The sequence below is a fragment of the Mesorhizobium sp. CA16 genome (assembly GCF_020165175.1).
GTDB lineage: Bacteria > Pseudomonadota > Alphaproteobacteria > Rhizobiales > Rhizobiaceae > Mesorhizobium.
In genome coordinates this window covers 152,858-173,230 of record NZ_JAIUHP010000014.1, presented here as the reverse complement: position 1 = coordinate 173,230, position 20,373 = coordinate 152,858, and the positions used below count along the sequence as shown (strand labels likewise).

Genomic DNA, 20,373 nt, shown 5'->3' with positions numbered 1-20,373 from the left:
CGTGAAACTAACGCGCCGGCCCCGCTCGAGCGGCGCCGGCGCTCTTTGCCTGGATTTGCGATATGAAAGCCGTTGTCTGCCGTTCGCCCGGCGAGCTTGTCCTCGAAGACCGCGCCGGGCCCGGCGCACCGCCGCCCGGCTGGGCGCGCGTTGCGGTCAGCCATGTCGGCATCTGCGGAACCGACTACCACATCTTCGAAGGCAAGCACCCGTTTCTGGCCTATCCGCGCATCATGGGCCATGAGGTTGCCGGCACGATCGTCGAGAAGGGCGAAGGCGTCGAGATCAGCGTCGGCGAGCCGGTCGTCATCAACCCCTATCTTTCATGCGGCAAATGCATTGCCTGCCGGCGCGGCAAGCCGAACTGCTGCGTGAAGATCGAGGTGCTGGGCGTCCATCGCGACGGCGCCATGTGCGACGAAATCCTGGTGCCGGCGCAGAACCTCTACCCCGCGGACGGCCTGTCGCTGGCCGACGCCGCGGCGGTGGAATTCCTGGCCATCGGCGCGCATGCGGTACGCCGATCGCTCGGGCTGCCCGGCCAGCGCACGCTGGTCATCGGCGCCGGCCCGATCGGCCTCGGCACGGCGATCTTCGCGCGCATCGCCGGGCTGGATGTCAGCCTGCTCGACATGAGCGCCGAACGTCTCGGATTCGCCGAGAAGCAGCTCGGCTTTGCCCCGCTGGACAGCTCGAAGGCGCCGGCTGCCGAGCTGGTCCAACAGGCAACAGCCGGCGAAGGGTTCGACCTCGTGTTCGACGCGACTGGCAACACCCAGTCCGTGCAGTCGGCCTTCGCCCACGTCGCGCATGGCGGCACGCTGGTGCTGGTCAGCGTCGTCAAGGACGACATCACCTTCTCCGACCCTGAATTCCATAAGCGCGAGATGATGCTGGTCGGCAGCCGCAACGCGCTGAAGGCCGATTTCGACCATGTCGCAGATTCGATCCGCAACGGCGCTGTGCCGTTGAACAAGCTCGTCACCCATCGCACCACGCTCGCCGGAACGCCGCGCGACCTTGCCCGATGGACGCACGAGAAGTCGGGACTGATCAAGGCGGTCATAGAGGTCGGGTGATAACATGACAGGCGGTGAACTCAGCCCGAATTGACGGAGCGCCGCACAGGTCGACCCCCGCTCCGTCTCGGCTTCGCCGAGCCACCTCTCCCCCGGTCGACGGGGGAGAGGAAGAGTGCGAGCCTTGCAGCCAACGCTCTTCAACCGGACACACTGCTTCTCCGGTCGCCAGCGTGCTCCTTTCCTCTCCCTCCGGAGGGGGGAGAGGTGGCTCGGCGAAGCCGAGACGGAGTGGGGGAAGGCGAGCCTCAAACGCCAAGCCGCTGACAAGTAAGCGACCTGACATCAGCGTGAAGCAGATCAATCACGGTCTCGTATAAAACCGGCACTCCCTACAACACCGACAACTTCAGCTCCACCCGCTCCGCGGGAAAGCGCGATTCCGCGAATTGGATCGGCTCACCGTCGAGCGTGACGTTGACGGCGACAGTGACCAGCACGATGGCGCCGGGCTGCAGATCGAGTGCTGCAAGATCGTCTGCGTCGGCGTGGCGCGCCGACAGCACGGTCGAATGCCGCAGATAATCGTTGATGCCGAAGCGCTTCAGTGAGGCGGTGATCGATCCCGTTTCCGCCATTGCCGCCTCGATGCCGGCGAAGCGCTTGGCATCGAACCAGGTCGTCGCGCGCGACACCGCATGACCGTCGGCCTCGCCGCGCGTCTCCAGGCGGATGACGGCAGCGCCTTTGGCGATGCCCAGCGCCTCGGCGATGCGCCGGCCGGCCGGCTCGGTCGACGACGACAGCAGCGCGATATGCCGCTCGCTCGTCTGCCCCTGCAGCCCGGTCGAGAAGCGCGTCCGCGCGCCGATCGGATAGGACAGCCGCTTGCGCGACAACACGAAGGTGCCGCGTCCCTGCTCGGCCCTCAGCACGCCTTCCTGCACCAGTGCTGCAATGGCGCTACGCACCGTATGGCGGTTGACGCCGTAGCGCTCGGCCAGCGCGACTTCAGGCGGCAGCGCGGCATTCTCGGCGAAATCGCCGCTCGCAATCCCCTGCAGGATCCTGTCGGCGATCTGCCGCCATAGCGATACGCCGTTGCGCCTTTCGATGCTGCTTGCCAGCCCGGTCATTTCCCCGCCTCCAACGTCTTCACCCCTAACTTTTGCACCCGTTGTCATCCACCCGTCATGGACTCCCGATACCAAGTGAGTATAATTTGTATAGTTGTCTATATCAATAGACAAATTTCTCTATGCAGGGAGCGATGCCATGCGAGGACAGGAAGCGCGCGAGCAGGCCGGGCGGAAGGCCTTGATGGCGACGCTGGCGCATGCCGCGGCCGACGAGATCGCCCGCCTGTGGAACGAGTCGGGCCTGCCCTCCGAAGCCGAGCTTTTGCGTGGCCCCGAAACCGGACTGATGACGGTGCGCGGGCGGATCGGCGGCGGTGGCGCACCGTTCAATGTCGGCGAAGCGACGGTCACCCGCGCCACGGTGCGGCTGCCCTCCGGCCAGGTCGGCCACTCCTATGCGCTTGGCCGCGACAAGGGAAAAGCCAAGCTAGCGGCGATCGCCGACGCGCTGTGGCAGGACCCGGCGCACCGCGAAGCGGTCGAGACAAAGCTTGCCGCGCCCTTGCGCGCGGCGCTTGCTGCGGCGCGCGAGACAAAGCGCGTCGAAACGGCGGCCACGAAAGTGGATTTCTTCACCATGGTGCGCGGAGAGGACTGATGGATATCGCCACGCAATCGATCGACGGCGGCTTCGCCGAGCCGGTCTTCAACGCCCAGGCGGTGTTCCGCGCCATCATGGACGCGATGGCCCGCCCCGGCACCGTCCAGCCGCTGCCGCAGCTCGCCCGCCCGCCGGCGCCGCTGTCGGCGACGGCCGGCGCCGTGGCGATCTCGCTCTGCGACAACGACACGCCGGTCTGGCTCGACCAGCCGCTGCAGGCCGAAGCCGCGGTCAAGGCCTGGCTCGGCTTTCACACCGGCGCGCCCTCGGCCAACACGCCGGCCGACGCGCATTTCGCCTTGATCGCCAATCCGAAGGAGATGGCGGCGCTCGACGGTTTTGCGCAAGGCACGCAGGAATATCCCGACCGCTCGACGACGCTGATCCTCCTGGTCGACGATCTTGCCTCGGGCCCGTCGCTGCTGCTCGAAGGTCCGGGGATCGAAAAGACGTCGATGATCGCGCCTCCCGGCATGCCCCGCCATTTCGTCGAGCAGTGGAAGCAGAACAACCAGCGTTTCCCGCGCGGCGTCGACATCATTCTGGCGGCGCCCGGCAGCCTCGCCTGCCTGCCGCGCACCACCCGCATCAAGACGATGGAGGCATGACATGTATGTCGCGGTGAAAGGCGGCGAAGCCGCCATTGCCAATGCGCATCGCCTGCTTGCCGACCGCCGCCGCGGCGACCGCTCGGTACCGGCGCTGCGCCTCGACCAGATCGTCGAGCAGCTGGCGCTCGGCGTCGACCGGGTGATGAGCGAAGGCTCGCTCTATGATCGCGAGCTCGCGGCTCTCGCCGTTACCCAGGCGCGCGGCGATATGATCGAGGCGATCTTTCTGGTGCGCGCCTACCGCACCACGCTGCCGCGCTTCGGCTACACCAATCCGGTCGACACCGGCGCCATGCAGGTCGAGCGTCGTGTCTCGGCCACCTACAAGGACCTGCCGGGCGGCCAGGTGCTCGGCCCGACCTTCGACTATACGCACCGCCTGCTCGATCCAGAGCTTGCCGCCGGCGCCGAGGTCGAGATACCGGCGCAGCGTCTGGCCGAGCCGGAGGCCATGCCGCGCGTTTCGGCGATCCTCGCCCATGAAGGCCTGATCGAAGCCGATGGCGAGATGCCGCTTGACCACGTGCCCGGCGACATCACGCGCGAGCCGCTGCAATTCCCGATGGCGCGCGACATCCGCCTGCAGGCGTTGTCGCGCGGCGACGAAGGTTTTCTGCTGGCGCTCGGCTATTCGACGCAGCGCGGCTACGCCCGCAACCATCCCTTTGTCGGCGAGATACGCATCGGCGAGGTCGAGCTGGAGCTCGACGTGCCGGAGCTGCCCTTCGCCGTGCCGCTCGGCTCCATCCGCGTCACCGAATGCCAGATGGTCAACCAGTTCAAGGGCTCGGCCAAGGCGCCGCCGCAGTTCACGCGCGGCTACGGCCTGGTCTTCGGCCAGAGCGAGCGCAAGGCGATGGCGATGGCGCTGTGCGACCGGGCGCTGCGCGCCACGGAGCTTGGCGAGGATGTCGTCGCCGCCGCGCAGGACGAGGAATTCGTCATCTCGCATTCCGACAATGTCCAGGCCACCGGTTTCGTCGAGCATCTGAAGCTGCCGCATTATGTCGACTTCCAGGCCGAGCTCGGCCTGGTTCGCCGCATGCGCGCCGAATACGAAGCGCGGGAAAACGAGGACAAGGCCGCCGAGGAGAAGCGCGAGGCGGCGGAATGACTTCAGTGTCCGCTACCGGAATGCCCGCCGCCGTCGAAGCCGCCAGTATAGTCGCCGCCACCGAAGGACTCGCCGTACGGAGGTTCCCTTGGCGCGGGGAGAACCATTTTCCGCAGCGCAAAGGTCGCGAAGCCGGCGAACACCAGCAGCAGCACGCCAAGATGCAACCAACCGGTAGAGTCCATTCGGGCGTCCTTCCGCGTCTTGGGCGCCAATTTCATAGCAGAGAGCGGACGTGATCGCCATGACCGACATCGCCACCTACAACGTCGCCTATCTCGATGAGCAGACCAAGCGGATGATCCGGCGCGCCATCCTGAAGGGCATCGCCATTCCCGGCTATCAGGTGCCCTTTGCCTCGCGCGAGATGCCGATGCCTTATGGCTGGGGCACCGGCGGCGTCCAGGTCACCGCCTCGATCATCGGTCCGGATGACGTGCTGAAAGTCATCGACCAGGGCGCCGACGACACCACCAACGCCGTTTCGATCCGCGCTTTCTTCAGGAAAGTCGCCAATGTCGCTGTCACCACCGACACGGCAACCGCCACCATCATCCAGACCCGGCACCGCATCCCCGAGCATCCGCTGACGGCAGGACAGGTGCTAGTCTTCCAAGTGCCGATCCCCGAGCCGCTGCGCTTCCTCGAGCCGCGCGAGACCGAGACGCGCAAGATGCACGCGCTGGAGGAATACGGCCTCATGCATGTGAAGCTCTATGAGGACATCGCCAGGCACGGCCGCATCGCCACCACCTACGCCTATCCGGTCAAGGTCGAAGGCCGCTACGTGATGGATCCTTCGCCGACGCCGAAATTCGACAATCCGAAGATGCACCGCTCGCCGGCTTTGCAATTGTTCGGCGCCGGCCGCGAGAAGCGCATCTATGCGGTGCCGCCCTTCACCGACGTCGTCAGCCTCGACTTCGAGGACCATCCCTTCGAGGTGCAGACCTTCGACCAGCCCTGCGCGCTCTGCGGCGCCGGGAATGTCTATCTCGACGAGGTCATCCTCGACGACCATGGCGGCCACATGTTCGTCTGCTCCGATACCGACCACTGCGAGAAGCGGCGAGCCGACGGCCATCACGGCCACCTTGCTCCCGAGACCCACCTAGCCTCTGAAAAAACGGAGCCGGCCGAATGACCGACGAACCGCTGCTGCGCGTTTCAGCGCTGTCCAAATTTTACGGCTCGCGCGTCGGCTGCGAGAACGTCACCTTCGATCTGTGGCCAGGCGAGGTGCTGGCGGTGGTTGGCGAGTCCGGCTCCGGCAAGACGACGCTGCTCAACTGCCTGTCGACCCGCCTGCTGCCCTCCTCCGGCACGGCCAGCTACCGCATGCGCGACGGCCAATGGCGCGAGCTCTACCGCATGAGCGAGGCCGAGCGCCGCTTCCTGATGCGCACCGACTGGGGCTTCGTCCACCAGAACCCGGCGGACGGCCTGCGCATGACGGTGTCGGCCGGTGCCAATGTCGGCGAGCGGCTGATGGCGGTTGGCGACCGCCACTACGGCAGGATCCGCGCCACCGCCGTCGACTGGCTGTCGCGCGTCGAGATCGACGAGGACCGCATCGACGACGAGCCGCGCGCCTTTTCCGGCGGTATGCGCCAGCGCCTGCAGATCGCCCGCAACCTGGTCACCGGGCCGCGCCTTGTGTTCATGGACGAGCCGACCGGCGGTCTCGACGTCTCGGTGCAGGCGCGCCTGCTCGATCTATTGCGCGGGCTGGTCACCGATCTCGGGCTGGCGGCGATCGTCGTCACCCACGACCTCGCCGTGGCGCGGCTTCTGTCGCAGCGCATGATGGTGATGAAAGACGGCCGCGTCGTCGAAAGCGGCCTTACCGACCGCGTGCTCGACGATCCGCGCGCGCCTTATACCCAGCTTCTCGTTTCTTCCATCCTGCAGGTGTGATGATGGCCACTCCTCTCGTTGTCTCCGATGTCGCCAAAAGCTTCACCATGCATCTGCGCGACGGCGTCACGCTGCCGGTGGTGACGGGTGTCTCCTTCTCGATCCGCGCCGGCGAATGCGCGGTGCTCGGCGGTCCGTCGGGTGCCGGAAAAAGCTCGATCCTGAAGATGCTCTACGGCAACTACGCGGTCGATGAAGGCCAGATCATCGTTCAGCACGGGGGCGGGTTGATCGACCTCGCCTCGGCCAGCCCGCGCACCGTGCTTTCCGTGCGCCGCCATACCATCGGCTATGTCAGCCAGTTCCTGCGTACCGTGCCGCGTGTCTCCGCGCTCGACGTCGTCGCCGAGCCGCTGGTCGAGCGCGGCGAGGACAGGGAAAGCGCGCGGGAGAGAGCGCGTGCCCTGTTGGCGCAGCTCAACCTGCCGGAAAAGCTCTGGGCCTTGCCGCCCGCGACCTTCTCCGGCGGCGAGCAGCAGCGCGTCAACATCGCGCGCGGCTTCATCACCGAGCATCCGATCCTGCTGCTCGACGAGCCGACCGCCTCGCTCGACGCGAAGAACCGCGATGTCGTGGTCGAGCTCATCGCCGCCAAGAAGGCGGCGGGGGTCGCCCTGCTCGGCATTTTCCACGACCTCGATGTGCGCGAGGCTGTCGCCGACCGCGTCATCGACGTCACGGCCTTTGCCGCCGGAAAGATCGCCGCATGAAGAAGCTTTCGGAGGCGCCGCTGATTCATCCGACGGCGCAGGTCGAAAACTCGACGCTCGGCCGCTGGACCGAGATCGCCGAGCGCAGCCGCGTCGCCGAATGCGAGCTCGGCGACTATTCCTACATGATGCAGGACTGCGCCGTGTGGTGCGCGACCATCGGCAAGTTCTCCAACATCGCGGCAAGTGTGCGCATCAACGCCACCAACCATCCGACATGGCGTCCGACGCTGCACCACTTCACCTACCGCGCCTCCGATTATTGGGACGACGCCGAGCATGAAAGCGCGTTCTTCGCCGAGCGCCGCGCCAAACGCGTCACCATCGGCCACGACACCTGGCTCGGCCATGGCTCGACCATCCTGCCCGGCGTCACCGTCGGCGATGGCGCGGCGGTCGGTGCGGGCGCCGTGGTGTCGAAGGATGTCGCGCCCTACACAATCGTCGGCGGCGTGCCGGCGAAGCCGATCCGCGAGCGCTTCGACCGCCGCACCGCCGAGCGCTACCAGGCTTTAGCTTGGTGGGATTGGGATCATGCAAGGCTGCGCGCTGCGCTCGACGATTTCCGCGAGCTGTCGGCGGAGGCGTTTTTGGAGAAATACGGTTGACGCCATTGATGTTTTGCCAAAGTATCGTTTAGAAAAACTCAGCGGCACAGAGCAGGTATGGGCTTTATTGTCTTAATACTTTTTTGCGTTGGAATGGCCCTGTTGGTACTGGGAATTTTGGCAGTGAAGCGTGAGATTAGTCGCTGGGGCCAGTCTGACGTAGTCTCCTCAATCATTATGATAGTGGTAGGCCTGGGATTATCGGCGACAGGATTAGTACCACTTATGGTTCCTCGCCAACCTTACCGGAAAGCCAGGCTAGCAGCCTTCCTGTAAGCCAGAGATCGTTTCCATCATACTGTTGCGCGGGCTGGCGATGGTCTCTGGACCGTGGAACGTCAGGTTAGGCGAAGGGGACGGTCAGACGCCGTTTCCACGGCCATGCTGATTATCTTGGGATTGTGCCAGTCCTCAGCGAGACTGGCTCCTACTCATCTGTTCGGCACGATACTCGTGCAGGCACCATTCACATCCCTGATATGTGACTCGGACAGGAGGCATCTCTCCCAAAGGAGATTGCCATGATCGTCAGACCCTCGCTCGCCGGATTTTTCGAAGGCACCAACCCGACGGCGCCGGTGCATCTCGGCACCCGTTACGATACCTCGGGCAACTTCCTCCCCGAGCCCGGCAACACGGTCGTCAGTCACCTCGTCGGCGGCTCGCCTTCGCAAGCTGCGATCATCGAGGTGCGCGAGCGCATCCGCGCCATGCCGGACGCGGACCGCCTCGCCTTCACGCCGGTCTCAAGCCTGCACATGACACTGTTCCAGGGCGTCATCGAATACCGGCGCCGGCTCCCCTACTGGCCCTCCGACGTGCCGCTCGACACCAGCATCGACGACATGACCCGCCTCTATCTGCAGCGCCTGGAGGGCTTTGAGGCCTGCCCTCCGTTTCGTATCAAGACCATCGGCGTTACGCCAAACGGCCTGACCGTCGCCGGCGCCACCGAAGAAGACCGCCAAGTCCTGAAGGCCTGGCGCAACGCGCTGTCGGTGCCGTTCGGCTACCGCCATCCGGACCACGACGCTTATGTCTTCCACATCACCTTCGCCTATCAGATCCGCCGTCTAGCCGACGAGCGAGCCGCAGCCTGGCAGGATCTGTTCGATGACTGCCTGTCGTTCCTCGAAGGCGAGGCTCCTGTGATCGAGCTCAAGCCTCCGGCCTTCTGCAGCTTCAAGGACATGAAGCATTTCGAGGAATTGCTGGTGCTTGGTTGAATCTCCAAGCCTGTGGGACGTAACAAAACTGACATCAATCCGACACCCCAGCTTCATCGGCCTGCGCTAGCGAAGGTTAACAGACCTGCAAAAGCGCGACGGACTGGAGTTTTGGTATGTCAGCATCATCGGCCACGCTTGAGATCCGCGGCGTAACCCGACGATTTGGCAAGAACACCGCCGTCAGCGATATCAACATCTCGATCCCGCGCGGCCAGATGGTCGGCATCATCGGCCGTTCCGGCGCCGGCAAGTCGACGCTTTTGCGGATGATCAATCGTCTCATCGATCCGAGCCAAGGGTCGATTTTTTTTGAGGGCGCGGAGGTTTCCAGCCTGCAGGGATCGCCGCTGCGGCGCTGGCAGCGCGACTGCGCCATGATCTTCCAGCAGTTCAACCTCGTGCCGCGCCTCGACGTGCTGACCAACGTGCTGCTCGGGCGCCTCAACCATCGCTCGACGATTTCCAATCTGCTCGGCATGTTCACGCGCATCGAATGCGCCGAGGCCGTGGCCGCGCTCGAGCGCCTCGACATCGCCCGCACCGCGCTGCAGCCGGCCGGCACGCTGTCGGGCGGCCAGCAGCAGCGCGTGGCGATCGCCCGCGCCATGATGCAGCAGCCGAAGGTGATTCTGGCAGACGAGCCGATCGCCTCGCTCGACCCGCTCAACGCCAAGGTGGTGATGGATTCGCTGCGCGACATCAATCTGCGCGAAGGCATCACCGTCGTCACCAACCTGCACACGCTGGACACGGCACGCGCCTATTGCACCCGTATCATCGGCATGGCCGCCGGCAAGGTCGTCTTCGACGGCGCTCCGGAAGACCTCGACCGCGATGCCGTGCGCACGGTCTATGGCGCCGATGCCACCGGCGCCGAGATCTCGGAAGCCATCACGTCGACCGCCGTGACCATCAAGCCGAAGATCACCGCATCCGCCGGACCGCTCGAACCAGCCTTTCCTGGCTACTGAATCCACCGTCCCGGCCCCAGCCGGTGCGGGCAAATCGTGGACTTCAGCAGAGCAACCCGGATCGCCCGCCAGCGTCAAAGGCAAGACTTGAAAAATCAGAACGCCGCCGGCGCGCAGCCGGAGCAACAGGAGAGAGACAAAATGTTCAGGAAGATGGTTTTTGGGGCGGTTTCGCTACTCGCCATGGCGGCCAGCGCCGCGTACGCCGCTGACATCAAGGAATTCCGCGTCGGCATCCTCGGCGGTGAGAACGAGACCGACCGCCTGCGCAACTACCAGTGCCTCGCCGATCACCTGAAGTCGGAATTCGGCTTCGAAAAGGTGTCGCTGTTCCCGGCCGCCGACTATGACGGCGTTATCCAGGGCCTGCTCGGCGGCACGCTCGACTTCGCCGAGCTCGGCGCGTCCGGTTACGCCAGCGTCTATCTCAAGGACCCGAAGGCGGTCACGCCGATCCTCACCACCAAGCAGACCGACGGCTCGACCGGCTATTATTCGATCGGCCTGGCGCTGAAGTCTTCCGGCATCACCGACATCAAGTCGGCCAAGGGCAAGAAGCTCGGCTATGCCGATCCGGATTCGACCTCCGGCTATCTGATCCCGCTGACCCAGATTCCGAAGGACACCGGCGCTTCCAACGAAACCTACTTCGCCTCGACCCAGTTCAACGGCGGCCACGAGAACAACGTGCTGGCCGTGCGCGACGGCAAGGTCGACGTGGCGGTGGACGATTCCTCCGGCATCGGCGACTTCAAGAACGGCTACACCTCCGGCACCTTCCACAAGGAAGTTGCCAAGGGCGCCGTCGACCCGAATGACTTCGTCGAAGTGTGGCGCTCGGGCCTGATCCCGAATGGCCCGCTGGTTGTCCGCACCGCGCTCGGCGACGAGATGACCGCCAAGCTCACCGCTTTCTTCACCGCGCTGCCGGCCAAGGATAAGGCCTGCTTCGAAGGTGTCGAGGGTGGCGATTTCACCGGCTATGTCCCGGTGAAGCCTGACTTCTACAGCGTCATCGTCGAAGCCCGCAAAGCCGCCATCGGCGGTTAAAGGCCTCAGGAAAAAGGGCGGCGTTTGAAACGCCGCCCTTTTTGCATGTCCCGATCATGACATCAGCGACACTCCATTCCGACGCCACCCGCCAGCAGGCCGATGCCTGGCGGCGCCAGACATCGCTGCGCCGTTTCTACACCGCGCTTGGCGTCGGCCTGCTGCTTGTCGCCATGTGCGCGACCATGTGGTTCGCCGACGAGGCCAATGCCGGCCATTTCTTCGACCGGCTGCCGCACATCCTCGATTTCCTGAGTTGGCTGGTCCCGAAGGACTGGAACGATGTCTGGCGGGCGCTGTTCGACATCGCCTCGCCCAACGACAAGGGTACGCAGGAATTCAACTTCCCGCTCGGCCGCGTCTACATCTGGGACGGCTTCTACATCCCTGAATATTTCGAGCTGATGCTGACCACGGTGAACGTGGCGCTGGTCTCGACCTTCATCGGCTTCGTCTTCGCCGTTCCCTTCTCCTTCATCGCCGCGCGCAACCTGACGCCGAGCCCGGTCCTGCGGCTCATCGTCAAGCGCTTCATGGAATTGCTGCGCGCCTTCCCCGAAATCGTCATTGCCGGCCTGTTCGCAGCCATCGTCTCGATCGGCCCGGTCGCCGCCATCATCGCCATCGGCCTGCATTCGATCGGCGCGCTGGGCAAGCTGTTCTACGAGATCAACGAGAATATCGACATGCGCGCGGAAGAGGGCCTGCGTGCTGTCGGTGCCAACTGGTTCGAGCGCGTGCGCTTCGCCGACCTGCCGCAGGTGTTGCCCAATTTCATGTCCTATACGCTGCTCAGGATCGAGATCAACGTGCGCATCTCGACCATCATGGGCGCGGTCGGCGGCGGCGGCATCGGCGAGGAGCTGAAGCTTTCCATTTCACGCGGCTTCGGCGCCAAGACCCTGGCGCTGGTGCTCTTGCTCTTCGTCACCATCTTCCTGGTCGACCAGTTCTCCGCCTGGCTGCGCCGCAAGCTCGTCGGCGAGCAGGCCTTCCTGATGAGCGCTTGAAATGGCCGCCATGACCGCCTCCGAACTGAGCGCCATCGAAGGCCGCCATCCGCAGATATTCCAGCGGCCGGCCTATAAGCGTTTCTGGCCGCTGCTGCTGATCGCCGGCACCGTGCTCTATCTCGCCTACGCCTTGTGGTTCTTCAGCCTGCCGCAGGTGCTGCGCGAATCGCATTGGGAGCGCCTGCCGCTCTTCCTGTCGCAATGGATCAGCTACGACCTGCAGCCGGAATTCCGGCTCGACCAGCCCGAGATCACGCCGAAATATCCGCGCTTCTCGGCGCTCGGCGAGCATCCTGATCCCGACTGGGTGATCAAGAATCCGGACGGCACCGTCACCGTCCTGATCGACGGCCGGGACAAGTCCGTCACCTTCGACAAGATCAGCGCAACGATCGTCGCCAACGGCCAGACGGTGCCGGTATCGCTCACCGGCGGCAAGCCGGTGGTTACAGGTCCGGTGCCCGACTGGGTGACCGTCCATGACGACGAGGTCGTCGCCAAGATGGGCTTTGTCGGCGAGGTGCGCGTCACCGTCGATCGCGTCAAGGTGCGCAAGCGCTTCCTCGGCTGGGCAAATTTCGTCTTCGACACCCGCTCGCCCTTCTTCGGCAAATCGGCCGGCGAGGTCATCTCGCTCATCGCCTCCGGGCCAGAGCTCAAGCCAGGCACCTCGAACCTCGCTTTGGCCGCCGACAACATCTGGAACAACGCGCAGTGGCAGCATGGCGATGTCTGGACGAAGCTCCTGCAGACCATCGTCATGGCGTTTCTGGGCACGCTGCTCGGCGGCATCGTCGCCTTCCCGCTCGCCTTCTTCGCCGCCCGCAACATCACGCCGAGCGGGTTGCTCAGCCAGGTGCTGAAGCGCTTCTTCGATTTCATGCGCTCGGTCGACATGCTGATCTGGGCGCTGTTCTTCACCCGCGCTTTCGGCCCCGGGCCGCTGGCCGGCAGCGCCGCGATCTTCTTCACCGAAATCGGTACGCTCGGCAAAACCTATTCCGAGGCGCTGGAGAACATCGACGACAAGCCGCGCGAGGGCGTGCTTTCGACCGGCGCCAACGGCCTGCTGGTGCAGCGCTACGGCGTGCTGCCGGAAGTGGTGCCGGTCTTCATCAGCCAGACGCTCTACCAGTGGGAATCCAACACCCGCGGCGCCACCATCATCGGCGCCGTCGGCGCCGGCGGCATCGGCCTGAAGCTTTGGGAAGCAATGCGCACCAATTCGAACTGGGCCAACGTCTTCTACATGGTGCTGCTGACGCTGCTCGTCGTCTTCATCTTCGACAACATCTCGAACTTCCTGCGCCGCAGGCTGAGCCGCACGCTGCATGATTACAATCGGCTGCAGGCTGCGCAGGGGTAACCTTGTGGCGCAGAAGCGCAAGCATCGTCTCGCCTGCGCCAAAGGTCGACCCCCACTCCGTCGAGCTTCGCTCGACACCTCTCCCCCGATCGACGGGGTAGAGGAAAGGCGCCAAGCTGTCCGATCCGCGCCTGTCGTCGAAGGCCGAGGCTTTTTTCCTCTCCCGGCGCCACCAGGCTTCCTTTCCTCTCCCTCCGGAGGGGGGAGAGGTGGCTCGGCGAAGCCGAGACGGAGTGGGGGAACCACCTGGCAACCGCTGCCACGGCAAATAGAAAATGGATCAGGCGCAGGGCCCCTAAGCCGCCTTCTTCCACCCGTCGCTGATATGCCGATACCCCTCGCGATAAACCGCCTCCGGGCTCTCCGCGAAATCGCGCCAAACCTTGGTCGCCGCCGCCAGGTCCTTGAGCGAGCGCCCGAAGGATTCGATGGTCAGCCAGTCGTCATAGCCGCTCTTGCGGATGGCGGAGAACGTCTCCTTCCACGGGATGTTGCCGCGCCCCGGCACGCCACGATCATTCTCCGAAATGTGGATATGGACAACGTTCCGGCGATGCTTTGTATAAGCGCCGATCGGATCGGCCTCCTCGATATTGGCATGGAACGTGTCGTACATCGCCTTGATGTGCGGCCGGTCGATGGCGTCGACATGTTCCGACAGGTCGGCCATGGTGTTGACGAGATAGCATTCGAAGCGGTTGAGCGCTTCCAACCCAATGGTCACGCCTCTCTTGCCGGCATGGTCGCCGATCGCGCGCTGCGAGGCGACCGAGCGCTTCTTTTCGGCCGTCGTCGGGCCGCTGCCGGAAAAGGCGCCGAGCGTCGAATGCAACGGCCCGCTGAGGGTATCCGCGCCCAGGGCCGCGCTGCAGTCGATCGCCCATTTCATATAGTCGATGCCGGCCTTGCGGGTCGCCGCATCCGGCGAGATCAGGTTCATCGCCGGATCGCCCATGGCCGAGACCGCGGTACGCTCCAGCCCGATGCGGTCGAGCATCTCGCCCAACTTCTTGTAGTCGTCGGGCGCGCCCGCGAAGACCGGTATCTCGACGCCGTGGAAACCGGTCGCCTTGATGTCCTTCAGCAGCGCCTCGTGCTTCTTCGAGACGCTGGTGGTCCACAAGAACATGCACATGCCGATTTTCATCGACACCCCCTCCCCAACTTGCGGCCAGCCATTTGCGTTGGCGGGCCACACTCCCCCTCATCCGGCCGCTTCGCGGCCACCTTCTCCCCGGTGGGGAGAAGAGGTTGTCGTCGGCACCGGCGCCTCCTCTCCCCTCGGGGAGAGGTCGGATTGCCCGAATTGCCTTCGCAATTCGGCTGGCAATCCGGGTGAGAGGGACTCGCTTGGACGACGCAGCCGTCCCTACAGCTTCGTCCACGCCCCGTTCTTCTTCGAAGACCTCACGCAAGCCTCGATGAAGGCCATGCCTTCGACGCCGTCCGCGACCGTCGGGAAGACCACATCCTTAGCCGGCTTGCCGCCTTTCCTGCGCGCCGCTCGGATGGCGCGGGCCGCTTCCTGGTAGATGTTGGCAAAACCTTCGAGATAGCCCTCCGGATGGCCCGACGGCACGCGGCTGACGCGCGCCGCGACGGGCATTGCACCAGCTCCGGCGCGGGTGAGCAGTTGCTTCGGCTGGCCGAACGGCGTGTACCAGAGATAGTTCGGGTCGGCCTGCACCCATTCCAGCCCGCCCTTGGTGCCGTAGATGCGCAGCTTCAGCCCGTTCTCGTGGCCGGGCGCGACCTGGCTTGCCCAGATCATGCCCTTGGCCGGATGCTTGTTGCCGACCGGCTTGAAGCGCAGCATCACGTTGACATTGTCGTCGAGCTGGCGCCCCGGCACGAAGGCGTCGAGATCGGCTGACAGCGTATCGAGCTCAAGTCCCGAGACGAAGCGAGCCAGGTTATAGGCATGCGTGCCGATGTCGCCGAGCGCGCCGCCGGCGCCGGCCTGCTTGGGGTCGGAGCGCCAGGAGGCCTGCTTCTGGCCGGTGGCGGCAAGGTCCTCGGTCAGCCAGTCCTGCGGATATTCCGACTGCACGATGCGGATATCGCCAAGCATGCCCTTGGCCACCATCTCGCGTGCCTGCCGGATCATCGGATAGGCGGTGTAATTGTGCGTCAGCACGAACACCTTGCCGGTCTTTTCGACCAGGGCGGCAAGCTTCTTCGCCTCGGCCAGCGACGTCGCCAGCGGCTTGTCGCAGATGACATGGATGCCCGCCTCTAGAAAGGCTTTCGCCGCCGGCACATGCACGTTGTTCGGCGTCACGATCGCCACCGCCTCGATGCCGTCTGGACGCTTGGCTTCGGCCTTGGCCATCTCGGCATAGGAGCCGTAGCTGCGCGCGGGATCGAGCCCGAGTTCTTCGGCCGATGCCTTGGCCCGCGCCGGATCCGACGACAGCGCGCCGGCCACCAGCACGAAGTCGTTGTCCATGCGCGCAGCGATGCGATGCACCGCGCCGATGAAGGCGCCCTGCCCGCCGCCGACCATGCCATAGCGGATCGGGCCGCCTCCCGCTTCCGATTTCGATGCGCCGACCATTCTTGTCCTCTCTCTTTAGTTCCTCACCCTTCCCCTTGTAGGGAGGGTCGACGCGCAGCGTCGGGGTGGGGTGTAAGAGTCCGCTGCGACTTGGGATTCAACCCACCCGGACCTGCGGTCCGAACCTCCTCAAGGGAGCTGCAGTCAAATCCCCATCATCGCCCGCAGCAGCTTTTTATCGGTCGTGCCGGCGGCGAAATCGTCGAAGGCCTTCTCGGTCACCCGGATGATGTGGTGCTGGATGAAAGGCGCGCCTTCTGCGGCGCCGTCCTCGGGATGTTTCAGGCAGCATTCCCATTCCAGCACCGCCCAGGAATCGTAATTGTACTGGGTGAGCTTGGAGAAGATGCCGCTGAAATCCACCTGCCCGTCGCCCAGCGAGCGGAAGCGCCCTGCACGGTTCACCCAGCCCTGGTAGCCGGAATAGACGCCTTGCCGCCCGGTCGGGTTGAACTCGGCGTCCTTGACGTGGAACGCCTTGATCCGCTCGTGATAGATGTCGATGAACTCGAGATAGTCGAGCTGCTGCAACAGGAAATGCGACGGGTCGTAGTTGATGTTGCAGCGCTTGTGGCCGCCGACCGCGTCGAGGAACATCTCGAAGGTGGCGCCGTCGAACACGTCCTCTGAAGGATGGATCTCGTAGCCGACATCGACCCCATTGTCCTCATAGACATCGAGGATCGGCTTCCAGCGCTTGCCGAGTTCGCCGAAGGCTTCCTCGATGAGGCCGGCCGGGCGCTGCGGGAACGGATAAAGGTAAGGGAAAGCGAGCGAGCCGGTGAACGACACCGAGGCGTTCAGCCCGAGATTGCGCGATGCCTTGGCGCCGAACTTCATCTGCTCGACAGCCCATTTTTGCCGTGCCGTGGGATTGTTGTGCACCGATGGCGGCGCAAAGCCATCCATCTGCGCGTCATAGGCGGGATGCACCGCGACCAGTTGCCCCTGCAGATGCGTCGACAATTCGGTGATCTCGACGCCTGCATCCGCGCAGACGCCTTTCACCTCGTCGCAATAGGCCTTCGACGACGCCGCCTTCTCGAGGTCGAACAGGCGCGCGTCCCAAGTCGGGATCTGCACGCCCTTGTAGCCCAGCCCCGCTGCCCATTTGGTGATGGAACCCAGCGAATTGAACGGCGCGGCGTCGCCCGCGAACTGCGCCAGAAACAGGCCGGGGCCCTTCATCGTCGTCGGCATCGGCATCCTCCCTCGTTTGTTTTCGCGACCAAGCATAGCGCCTATTGAAATGAGGGCCAGCCTGTTTGGTCAACCCTATCGGCGTCTACGCATTGCGCCATTCTGGTATTACCAAATCTCGGAATTCGGTCAAGCGGCCGAAAACCGCGGAGGCGAGCCGAGCTTGCAAACAGATAAGTGGAATTACCACGTAAAATCAGACTATTGCTCGGCTGATAGAGCTTCAGCCGCCCACTTGTTGCCGTGCATGAAAATTTGCTGTAGAGGTCATGGAGGGCCCAATTGGTCGAACCAGTTTCGAGGAAAATGCTGGCAACGCCTTGGGGAGGAATCATACGCCCGCCTCTGCTGGAGGCGTCGCGGGGTAGAATGTGACAGGCGAATTCTGGGAAGGATAGACCATGCATCTTTCGACTCACAATTGGATGCGGGCGGAACCGCTGGAGGTGACGCTCAAGCGCATCAAGAAATTCGGCTACGAATCGATCGAGATTTCCGGCGAGCCCGAGCAGTACAAGACCAAGGAGACGCGCGCGCTCCTGAAGGAGCACGGCATCCGCTGCTGGGGCTCGGTGACTCTGATGCTCGGCGAGCGCAATCTCGCCGCCAGGGACCAGGGCCAGCGCGAGCGGTCCGTCCAATACGTCAAGGACGTGCTCACCATGGTCAGCGAGCTCGATGGCGAGATCATCACGCTGGTGCCCGCAACCGTCGGCAAGGTCGTGCCGGACGGCACCGAGGCGGAGGAATGGGGCTGGGTGGTCGATGCCACGCGCGAATGTTTCAGCCATGCCAAGAAGGTCGGCGTCAGGATCGCCGTCGAGCCGCTCAACCGCTTCGAGACCTACCTCTTCAACCGCGGCGCTCAGGCGCTGGCGCTCGCCGATGCGGTGAGCCCCGAATGCGGCGTCTGCCTCGACGCCTACCATATCCACATGGAGGAATTTAACGTCTATGACGCGATCCGTCAGGTCGGAAAGCGCCTGTTCGATTTCCATGTCGCTGACAACAACCGCTTCGCAGCCGGCCTTGGCCAGATCGACTGGCCGAAGATCGTGCGCACGTTGAAGGAAGTCGGCTATGACGGCGCGCTGACCAACGAGTTCGTCGCGCCCGTCGACCGCACGCCGGCGGCGCCCTATCCGGAGATGGTCGAGCGCAATCCGGTCGACATCTCGCCCGAGCAGCTCAAATTCATCCAGGACCACGGCTCCAGCGTGCTCACGGAAAAATTCTACACCGACCAGATGCGCATCACCGCCGAAACGCTGCTGCCGCTGATCAAGTAGAAACCTGTCCCTTCCACCCGGCGGGCGGAGGGGCCGAAGGGAAAACATGCGCATCAAAAGCGTCCAGGCCTGGTGGGTTCGTATCCCGATCGAAGTGGCGAAGCAGCATCGCAGCGACTTCGGTCAGGTGACGACGTTCGACGCCGCCATTCTGCGCATCGAGACCGCTGACGGCCTTGTCGGCTGGGGCGAGGGCAAGAACGCCGCCGGCAGCGCCGGCAGCTATGGCGCGCTCGTCCATATGCTCAACCACGAGATCGGCCCGCAGCTGATCGGTTGCGATCCGGCCGACATCGGCATCATCTGGGAAATGCTCTACAACGGCGTGCGGCATGAGACGGCGGCGCATGCCGGCCATGCCATGCCGCAGCTGGCGCGGCGCGGCATGAGTGTGGCGGCGATCAGCGCCGTCGACATCGCGCTCTGGGACATCCTCGGCAAGTCGCTGGGGCAGCCGGTTTGGCGGCTGCTCGGCGGCCGCAAGGTCGAGCGCATGCAGGCCTATGCCTCGGGCGGCTGGGCCTCAGCCGACACCATCGGCGAGCAGTTGACATCCTACATCGCCAAGGGCGGCTTCAAGGCGCTGAAGATGCGCATCGGCGCCATGGACGGCGCCCCACATGTCTCGGCCGCGCGCGTGCGCGCCGCAAGGCAGGCGATCGGGCCGGATGTCGATCTGATGGTCGACGCGCACGGCACCTATACCGTCGCCGAGGCCAAGCGCTTCATCAACCTCACCGCCGATCTCGACCTTGCCTGGTTCGAGGAACCGGTGACCGCCGACGATAAGCCGGGCATGGCCGACGTGCGCGCCTCGGGATCGACGCCGATCGCCACCGGCGAAAGCGAGGCGACGCGCTATGCCTTCCGCGATCTGGCTGTGCTGAAGTCGGCCGACATCTTCCAGCCGGATCCCGCCTTCTGCGGCGGCATTAGCGAGGCGATGAAGATCGGCACCATCGCCAGCGCCTTCAACCTGCGCTTCGCGCCGCATCTATGGGCCGGCGCGCCCTGCTTCTTTGCCGGGCTGCATGTGTGTGCCGCCTCGCCCGCCAGCTTCACCATTGAATATTCGCTCGGCGCCAACCCGATGATCCACGACCTCGTCGAGGAGACTGTCGAGGCGAAGGACGGTATGATAGCGATCCCTGAAAAGCCTGGATTGGGATTCACCATCTCCGAGCGATTCCTGGAGGCGCACGCGCAACGTATTTGACGATGAAAGAAAAGAACCTTCTCGCGGAACTCGCCGCCTATCTCTTTTCCAACTCGGACAAGGAGTCCGGCCGCACGCCCTCCGAGCGAGAGCTGGCGGAACATTTCGGCGTCAGCCGCGGCCAAATTCGCGAGGCGCTGGCCATCCTCGAGGCCATGCGCATTGTCGTGCGGCGCGCCAAATCCGGCATCTATATCGACACCAAGCAGGCGAGCGTGGAAGCGCTGGCGCTGTTCGCCCGCGCCGGCCTGCCGCTCGATCCGGTGCAGATCTACGAAACCGTCGAGCTGCGCAAGATCCACGAGATCAAGGCGGCCGAGCTTGCCTGCTCGCGCGCCACCGAGGAGAACTTCGAGCGCCTGCGCGAAATCCTGAAGGCTTCCGAAGAGCGCATCGCCGCCGGCGAAGGCCTCGCCAAGGAAGACCGCGAGTTTCACCTCGAGATCGTGCGCGCGACCAAGAACAGCGTCTTCCACAACATCTGCAGCGTCTATTACCTGATGGGCGAGCAGCGCCTGCCGATCTATTTCAACGATCCCGAACGCTCCGTGCGTTCGCATGCCGAGCATATCCAGATCTACGAAGCGCTGTTGCGCCGCGACGGCAACCTCGCCCAGGCCCTCATGAATGCCCATTTGCAGGGCGCCGAGAGCTACTGGAAGGGGATCATCGAAGGCCGCGGAATGGAGCCGAAAAGCGCGGCGCTCGAAAAGGCTTAAGCAATTCCAGGAAGGTGTGGACCGTCAGGTTCGGCACCTTCGCC

General features: G+C 64.3%; 21 protein-coding genes. 16 read left to right on the top strand and 5 right to left on the bottom strand.

The features are described from left to right. The first annotated feature begins 62 nt into the window (after positions 1-62). Positions 63-1,079, top strand: coding sequence for a zinc-binding alcohol dehydrogenase family protein (locus LB525_RS20170; RefSeq protein ID WP_224546230.1), 1,017 nt, complete (start codon positions 63-65; stop codon positions 1,077-1,079). A gap of 332 nt (positions 1,080-1,411) precedes the next feature. On the opposite strand, the gene phnF is transcribed toward LB525_RS20170, so the two are convergent. After that, a complete protein-coding gene (phnF, locus tag LB525_RS20165; RefSeq protein ID WP_224546228.1) occupies positions 1,412-2,155 on the bottom strand; it encodes a phosphonate metabolism transcriptional regulator PhnF in 744 nt (247 codons plus the stop codon). A 139-nt stretch (positions 2,156-2,294) separates the two neighbouring features. Between phnF and phnG the strand changes: the two genes are divergently transcribed. The 3 genes from phnG to LB525_RS20150 are packed head-to-tail and all read left to right on the top strand — an operon-like array spanning position 2,295 to position 4,484. After that, the gene (gene phnG / locus LB525_RS20160) at positions 2,295-2,756 is read left to right on the top strand and encodes a phosphonate C-P lyase system protein PhnG (protein WP_224546226.1); all 462 of its coding nucleotides are present in this window, start codon (positions 2,295-2,297) and stop codon (positions 2,754-2,756) included. Continuing rightward, positions 2,756-3,367 carry a phosphonate C-P lyase system protein PhnH gene (phnH, locus tag LB525_RS20155; RefSeq protein WP_224546215.1) on the top strand — a complete coding sequence of 204 codons (612 nt, stop codon included), beginning with the start codon at positions 2,756-2,758 and terminating at the stop codon, positions 3,365-3,367. The genes phnG and phnH overlap by 1 nt, the downstream gene beginning before the upstream one ends. A gap of 1 nt (position 3,368) precedes the next feature. Then, entirely contained in the window at positions 3,369-4,484 is a 1,116-nt protein-coding gene (locus tag LB525_RS20150) for a carbon-phosphorus lyase complex subunit PhnI (protein ID WP_224532069.1), read from the top strand. Positions 4,485-4,486: 2 nt separating this feature from the next. Here LB525_RS20150 and LB525_RS20145 read toward each other — a convergent pair whose 3' ends face one another. After that, the gene (locus tag LB525_RS20145; RefSeq protein ID WP_224532070.1) at positions 4,487-4,669 is read right to left on the bottom strand and encodes a hypothetical protein; all 183 of its coding nucleotides are present in this window, start codon (positions 4,667-4,669) and stop codon (positions 4,487-4,489) included. A gap of 59 nt (positions 4,670-4,728) precedes the next feature. On the opposite strand from LB525_RS20145, the gene LB525_RS20140 reads away from it, so the two are divergent. The 9 genes from LB525_RS20140 to phnE (LB525_RS20100) all read left to right on the top strand — a co-directional run bounded on the left by LB525_RS20140 (position 4,729) and on the right by phnE (LB525_RS20100) (position 13,348). Then, positions 4,729-5,628, top strand: coding sequence for an alpha-D-ribose 1-methylphosphonate 5-phosphate C-P-lyase PhnJ (locus LB525_RS20140; RefSeq protein ID WP_224532071.1), 900 nt, complete (start codon positions 4,729-4,731; stop codon positions 5,626-5,628). After that, on the top strand, positions 5,625-6,401 hold the full coding sequence (phnK, locus tag LB525_RS20135; protein WP_042640728.1) for a phosphonate C-P lyase system protein PhnK: 777 nt from the start codon (positions 5,625-5,627) through the stop codon (positions 6,399-6,401). The genes LB525_RS20140 and phnK overlap by 4 nt, the downstream gene beginning before the upstream one ends. A 2-nt stretch (positions 6,402-6,403) precedes the next feature. Then, positions 6,404-7,111 carry a phosphonate C-P lyase system protein PhnL gene (gene phnL / locus LB525_RS20130; protein ID WP_224532072.1) on the top strand — a complete coding sequence of 236 codons (708 nt, stop codon included), beginning with the start codon at positions 6,404-6,406 and terminating at the stop codon, positions 7,109-7,111. Further along, a complete protein-coding gene (locus tag LB525_RS20125; protein WP_224532073.1) occupies positions 7,108-7,719 on the top strand; it encodes a DapH/DapD/GlmU-related protein in 612 nt (203 codons plus the stop codon). The genes phnL and LB525_RS20125 overlap by 4 nt, the downstream gene beginning before the upstream one ends. A gap of 521 nt (positions 7,720-8,240) precedes the next feature. After that, on the top strand, positions 8,241-8,945 hold the full coding sequence (locus LB525_RS20120; RefSeq protein ID WP_263492833.1) for a DUF1868 domain-containing protein: 705 nt from the start codon (positions 8,241-8,243) through the stop codon (positions 8,943-8,945). 116 nt (positions 8,946-9,061) lie between these two features. Further along, entirely contained in the window at positions 9,062-9,919 is an 858-nt protein-coding gene (gene phnC, locus LB525_RS20115; protein WP_224546213.1) for a phosphonate ABC transporter ATP-binding protein, read from the top strand. A gap of 141 nt (positions 9,920-10,060) precedes the next feature. Then, positions 10,061-10,969 carry a phosphonate ABC transporter substrate-binding protein gene (phnD, locus tag LB525_RS20110; RefSeq protein ID WP_224546203.1) on the top strand — a complete coding sequence of 303 codons (909 nt, stop codon included), beginning with the start codon at positions 10,061-10,063 and terminating at the stop codon, positions 10,967-10,969. Positions 10,970-11,025: 56 nt separating this feature from the next. Next, positions 11,026-11,979, top strand: coding sequence for a phosphonate ABC transporter, permease protein PhnE (gene phnE / locus LB525_RS20105; RefSeq protein WP_224546201.1), 954 nt, complete (start codon positions 11,026-11,028; stop codon positions 11,977-11,979). A gap of 1 nt (position 11,980) precedes the next feature. Then, positions 11,981-13,348 carry a phosphonate ABC transporter, permease protein PhnE gene (gene phnE, locus LB525_RS20100; protein ID WP_224546199.1) on the top strand — a complete coding sequence of 456 codons (1,368 nt, stop codon included), beginning with the start codon at positions 11,981-11,983 and terminating at the stop codon, positions 13,346-13,348. A 295-nt stretch (positions 13,349-13,643) separates the two neighbouring features. On the opposite strand, the gene LB525_RS20095 is transcribed toward phnE (LB525_RS20100), so the two are convergent. From LB525_RS20095 to LB525_RS20085, 3 genes are all read right to left on the bottom strand, one after another. Continuing rightward, positions 13,644-14,495, bottom strand: coding sequence for a sugar phosphate isomerase/epimerase family protein (locus tag LB525_RS20095; protein WP_224546197.1), 852 nt, complete (start codon positions 14,493-14,495; stop codon positions 13,644-13,646). 222 nt (positions 14,496-14,717) lie between these two features. Next, positions 14,718-15,905: a Gfo/Idh/MocA family protein gene (locus tag LB525_RS20090; RefSeq protein WP_224532078.1), complete on the bottom strand. Its 1,188-nt coding sequence runs from the start codon at positions 15,903-15,905 to the stop codon at positions 14,718-14,720. A 144-nt stretch (positions 15,906-16,049) separates the two neighbouring features. Beyond that, the gene (locus LB525_RS20085; RefSeq protein WP_095769299.1) at positions 16,050-17,105 is read right to left on the bottom strand and encodes a sugar phosphate isomerase/epimerase family protein; all 1,056 of its coding nucleotides are present in this window, start codon (positions 17,103-17,105) and stop codon (positions 16,050-16,052) included. Between the two features lie 401 nt (positions 17,106-17,506). Here LB525_RS20085 and LB525_RS20080 point away from each other — a divergent pair, with 401 nt between their 5' ends. The 3 genes from LB525_RS20080 to LB525_RS20070 are packed head-to-tail and all read left to right on the top strand — an operon-like array spanning position 17,507 to position 20,329. Then, positions 17,507-18,394 carry a sugar phosphate isomerase/epimerase family protein gene (locus LB525_RS20080; RefSeq protein WP_224546195.1) on the top strand — a complete coding sequence of 296 codons (888 nt, stop codon included), beginning with the start codon at positions 17,507-17,509 and terminating at the stop codon, positions 18,392-18,394. Between the two features lie 46 nt (positions 18,395-18,440). Beyond that, entirely contained in the window at positions 18,441-19,610 is a 1,170-nt protein-coding gene (locus LB525_RS20075) for a mandelate racemase/muconate lactonizing enzyme family protein (RefSeq protein WP_140845158.1), read from the top strand. Between the two features lie 2 nt (positions 19,611-19,612). Then, positions 19,613-20,329: a FadR/GntR family transcriptional regulator gene (locus LB525_RS20070; RefSeq protein ID WP_095769202.1), complete on the top strand. Its 717-nt coding sequence runs from the start codon at positions 19,613-19,615 to the stop codon at positions 20,327-20,329. Positions 20,330-20,373 lie beyond the last annotated feature (44 nt).

What these genes read in the sequence shown, in the direction of transcription:
- phnD (WP_224546203.1), top strand. Translation starts at nt 10,061, where the DNA reads ATGTTCAGGAAGATGGTTTTTGGGGCGGTTTCGCTACTCGCCATGGCG.
- LB525_RS20150 (WP_224532069.1), top strand. Translation starts at nt 3,369, where the DNA reads ATGTATGTCGCGGTGAAAGGCGGCGAAGCCGCCATTGCCAATGCGCAT.
- LB525_RS20120 (WP_263492833.1), top strand. Translation starts at nt 8,241, where the DNA reads ATGATCGTCAGACCCTCGCTCGCCGGATTTTTCGAAGGCACCAACCCG.
- phnE (WP_224546201.1), top strand. Translation starts at nt 11,026, where the DNA reads ATGACATCAGCGACACTCCATTCCGACGCCACCCGCCAGCAGGCCGAT.
- phnH (WP_224546215.1), top strand. Translation starts at nt 2,756, where the DNA reads ATGGATATCGCCACGCAATCGATCGACGGCGGCTTCGCCGAGCCGGTC.
- phnF (WP_224546228.1), bottom strand. Translation starts at nt 2,155, where the DNA reads ATGACCGGGCTGGCAAGCAGCATCGAAAGGCGCAACGGCGTATCGCTA.
- LB525_RS20085 (WP_095769299.1), bottom strand. Translation starts at nt 17,105, where the DNA reads ATGCCGACGACGATGAAGGGCCCCGGCCTGTTTCTGGCGCAGTTCGCG.
- LB525_RS20125 (WP_224532073.1), top strand. Translation starts at nt 7,108, where the DNA reads ATGAAGAAGCTTTCGGAGGCGCCGCTGATTCATCCGACGGCGCAGGTC.
- LB525_RS20095 (WP_224546197.1), bottom strand. Translation starts at nt 14,495, where the DNA reads ATGAAAATCGGCATGTGCATGTTCTTGTGGACCACCAGCGTCTCGAAG.
- phnE (WP_224546199.1), top strand. Translation starts at nt 11,981, where the DNA reads ATGGCCGCCATGACCGCCTCCGAACTGAGCGCCATCGAAGGCCGCCAT.
- phnL (WP_224532072.1), top strand. Translation starts at nt 6,404, where the DNA reads ATGGCCACTCCTCTCGTTGTCTCCGATGTCGCCAAAAGCTTCACCATG.
- LB525_RS20145 (WP_224532070.1), bottom strand. Translation starts at nt 4,669, where the DNA reads ATGGACTCTACCGGTTGGTTGCATCTTGGCGTGCTGCTGCTGGTGTTC.
- LB525_RS20070 (WP_095769202.1), top strand. Translation starts at nt 19,613, where the DNA reads ATGAAAGAAAAGAACCTTCTCGCGGAACTCGCCGCCTATCTCTTTTCC.
- phnK (WP_042640728.1), top strand. Translation starts at nt 5,625, where the DNA reads ATGACCGACGAACCGCTGCTGCGCGTTTCAGCGCTGTCCAAATTTTAC.
- LB525_RS20075 (WP_140845158.1), top strand. Translation starts at nt 18,441, where the DNA reads ATGCGCATCAAAAGCGTCCAGGCCTGGTGGGTTCGTATCCCGATCGAA.
- LB525_RS20170 (WP_224546230.1), top strand. Translation starts at nt 63, where the DNA reads ATGAAAGCCGTTGTCTGCCGTTCGCCCGGCGAGCTTGTCCTCGAAGAC.
- phnG (WP_224546226.1), top strand. Translation starts at nt 2,295, where the DNA reads ATGCGAGGACAGGAAGCGCGCGAGCAGGCCGGGCGGAAGGCCTTGATG.
- LB525_RS20080 (WP_224546195.1), top strand. Translation starts at nt 17,507, where the DNA reads ATGCATCTTTCGACTCACAATTGGATGCGGGCGGAACCGCTGGAGGTG.
- LB525_RS20140 (WP_224532071.1), top strand. Translation starts at nt 4,729, where the DNA reads ATGACCGACATCGCCACCTACAACGTCGCCTATCTCGATGAGCAGACC.
- LB525_RS20090 (WP_224532078.1), bottom strand. Translation starts at nt 15,905, where the DNA reads ATGGTCGGCGCATCGAAATCGGAAGCGGGAGGCGGCCCGATCCGCTAT.
- phnC (WP_224546213.1), top strand. Translation starts at nt 9,062, where the DNA reads ATGTCAGCATCATCGGCCACGCTTGAGATCCGCGGCGTAACCCGACGA.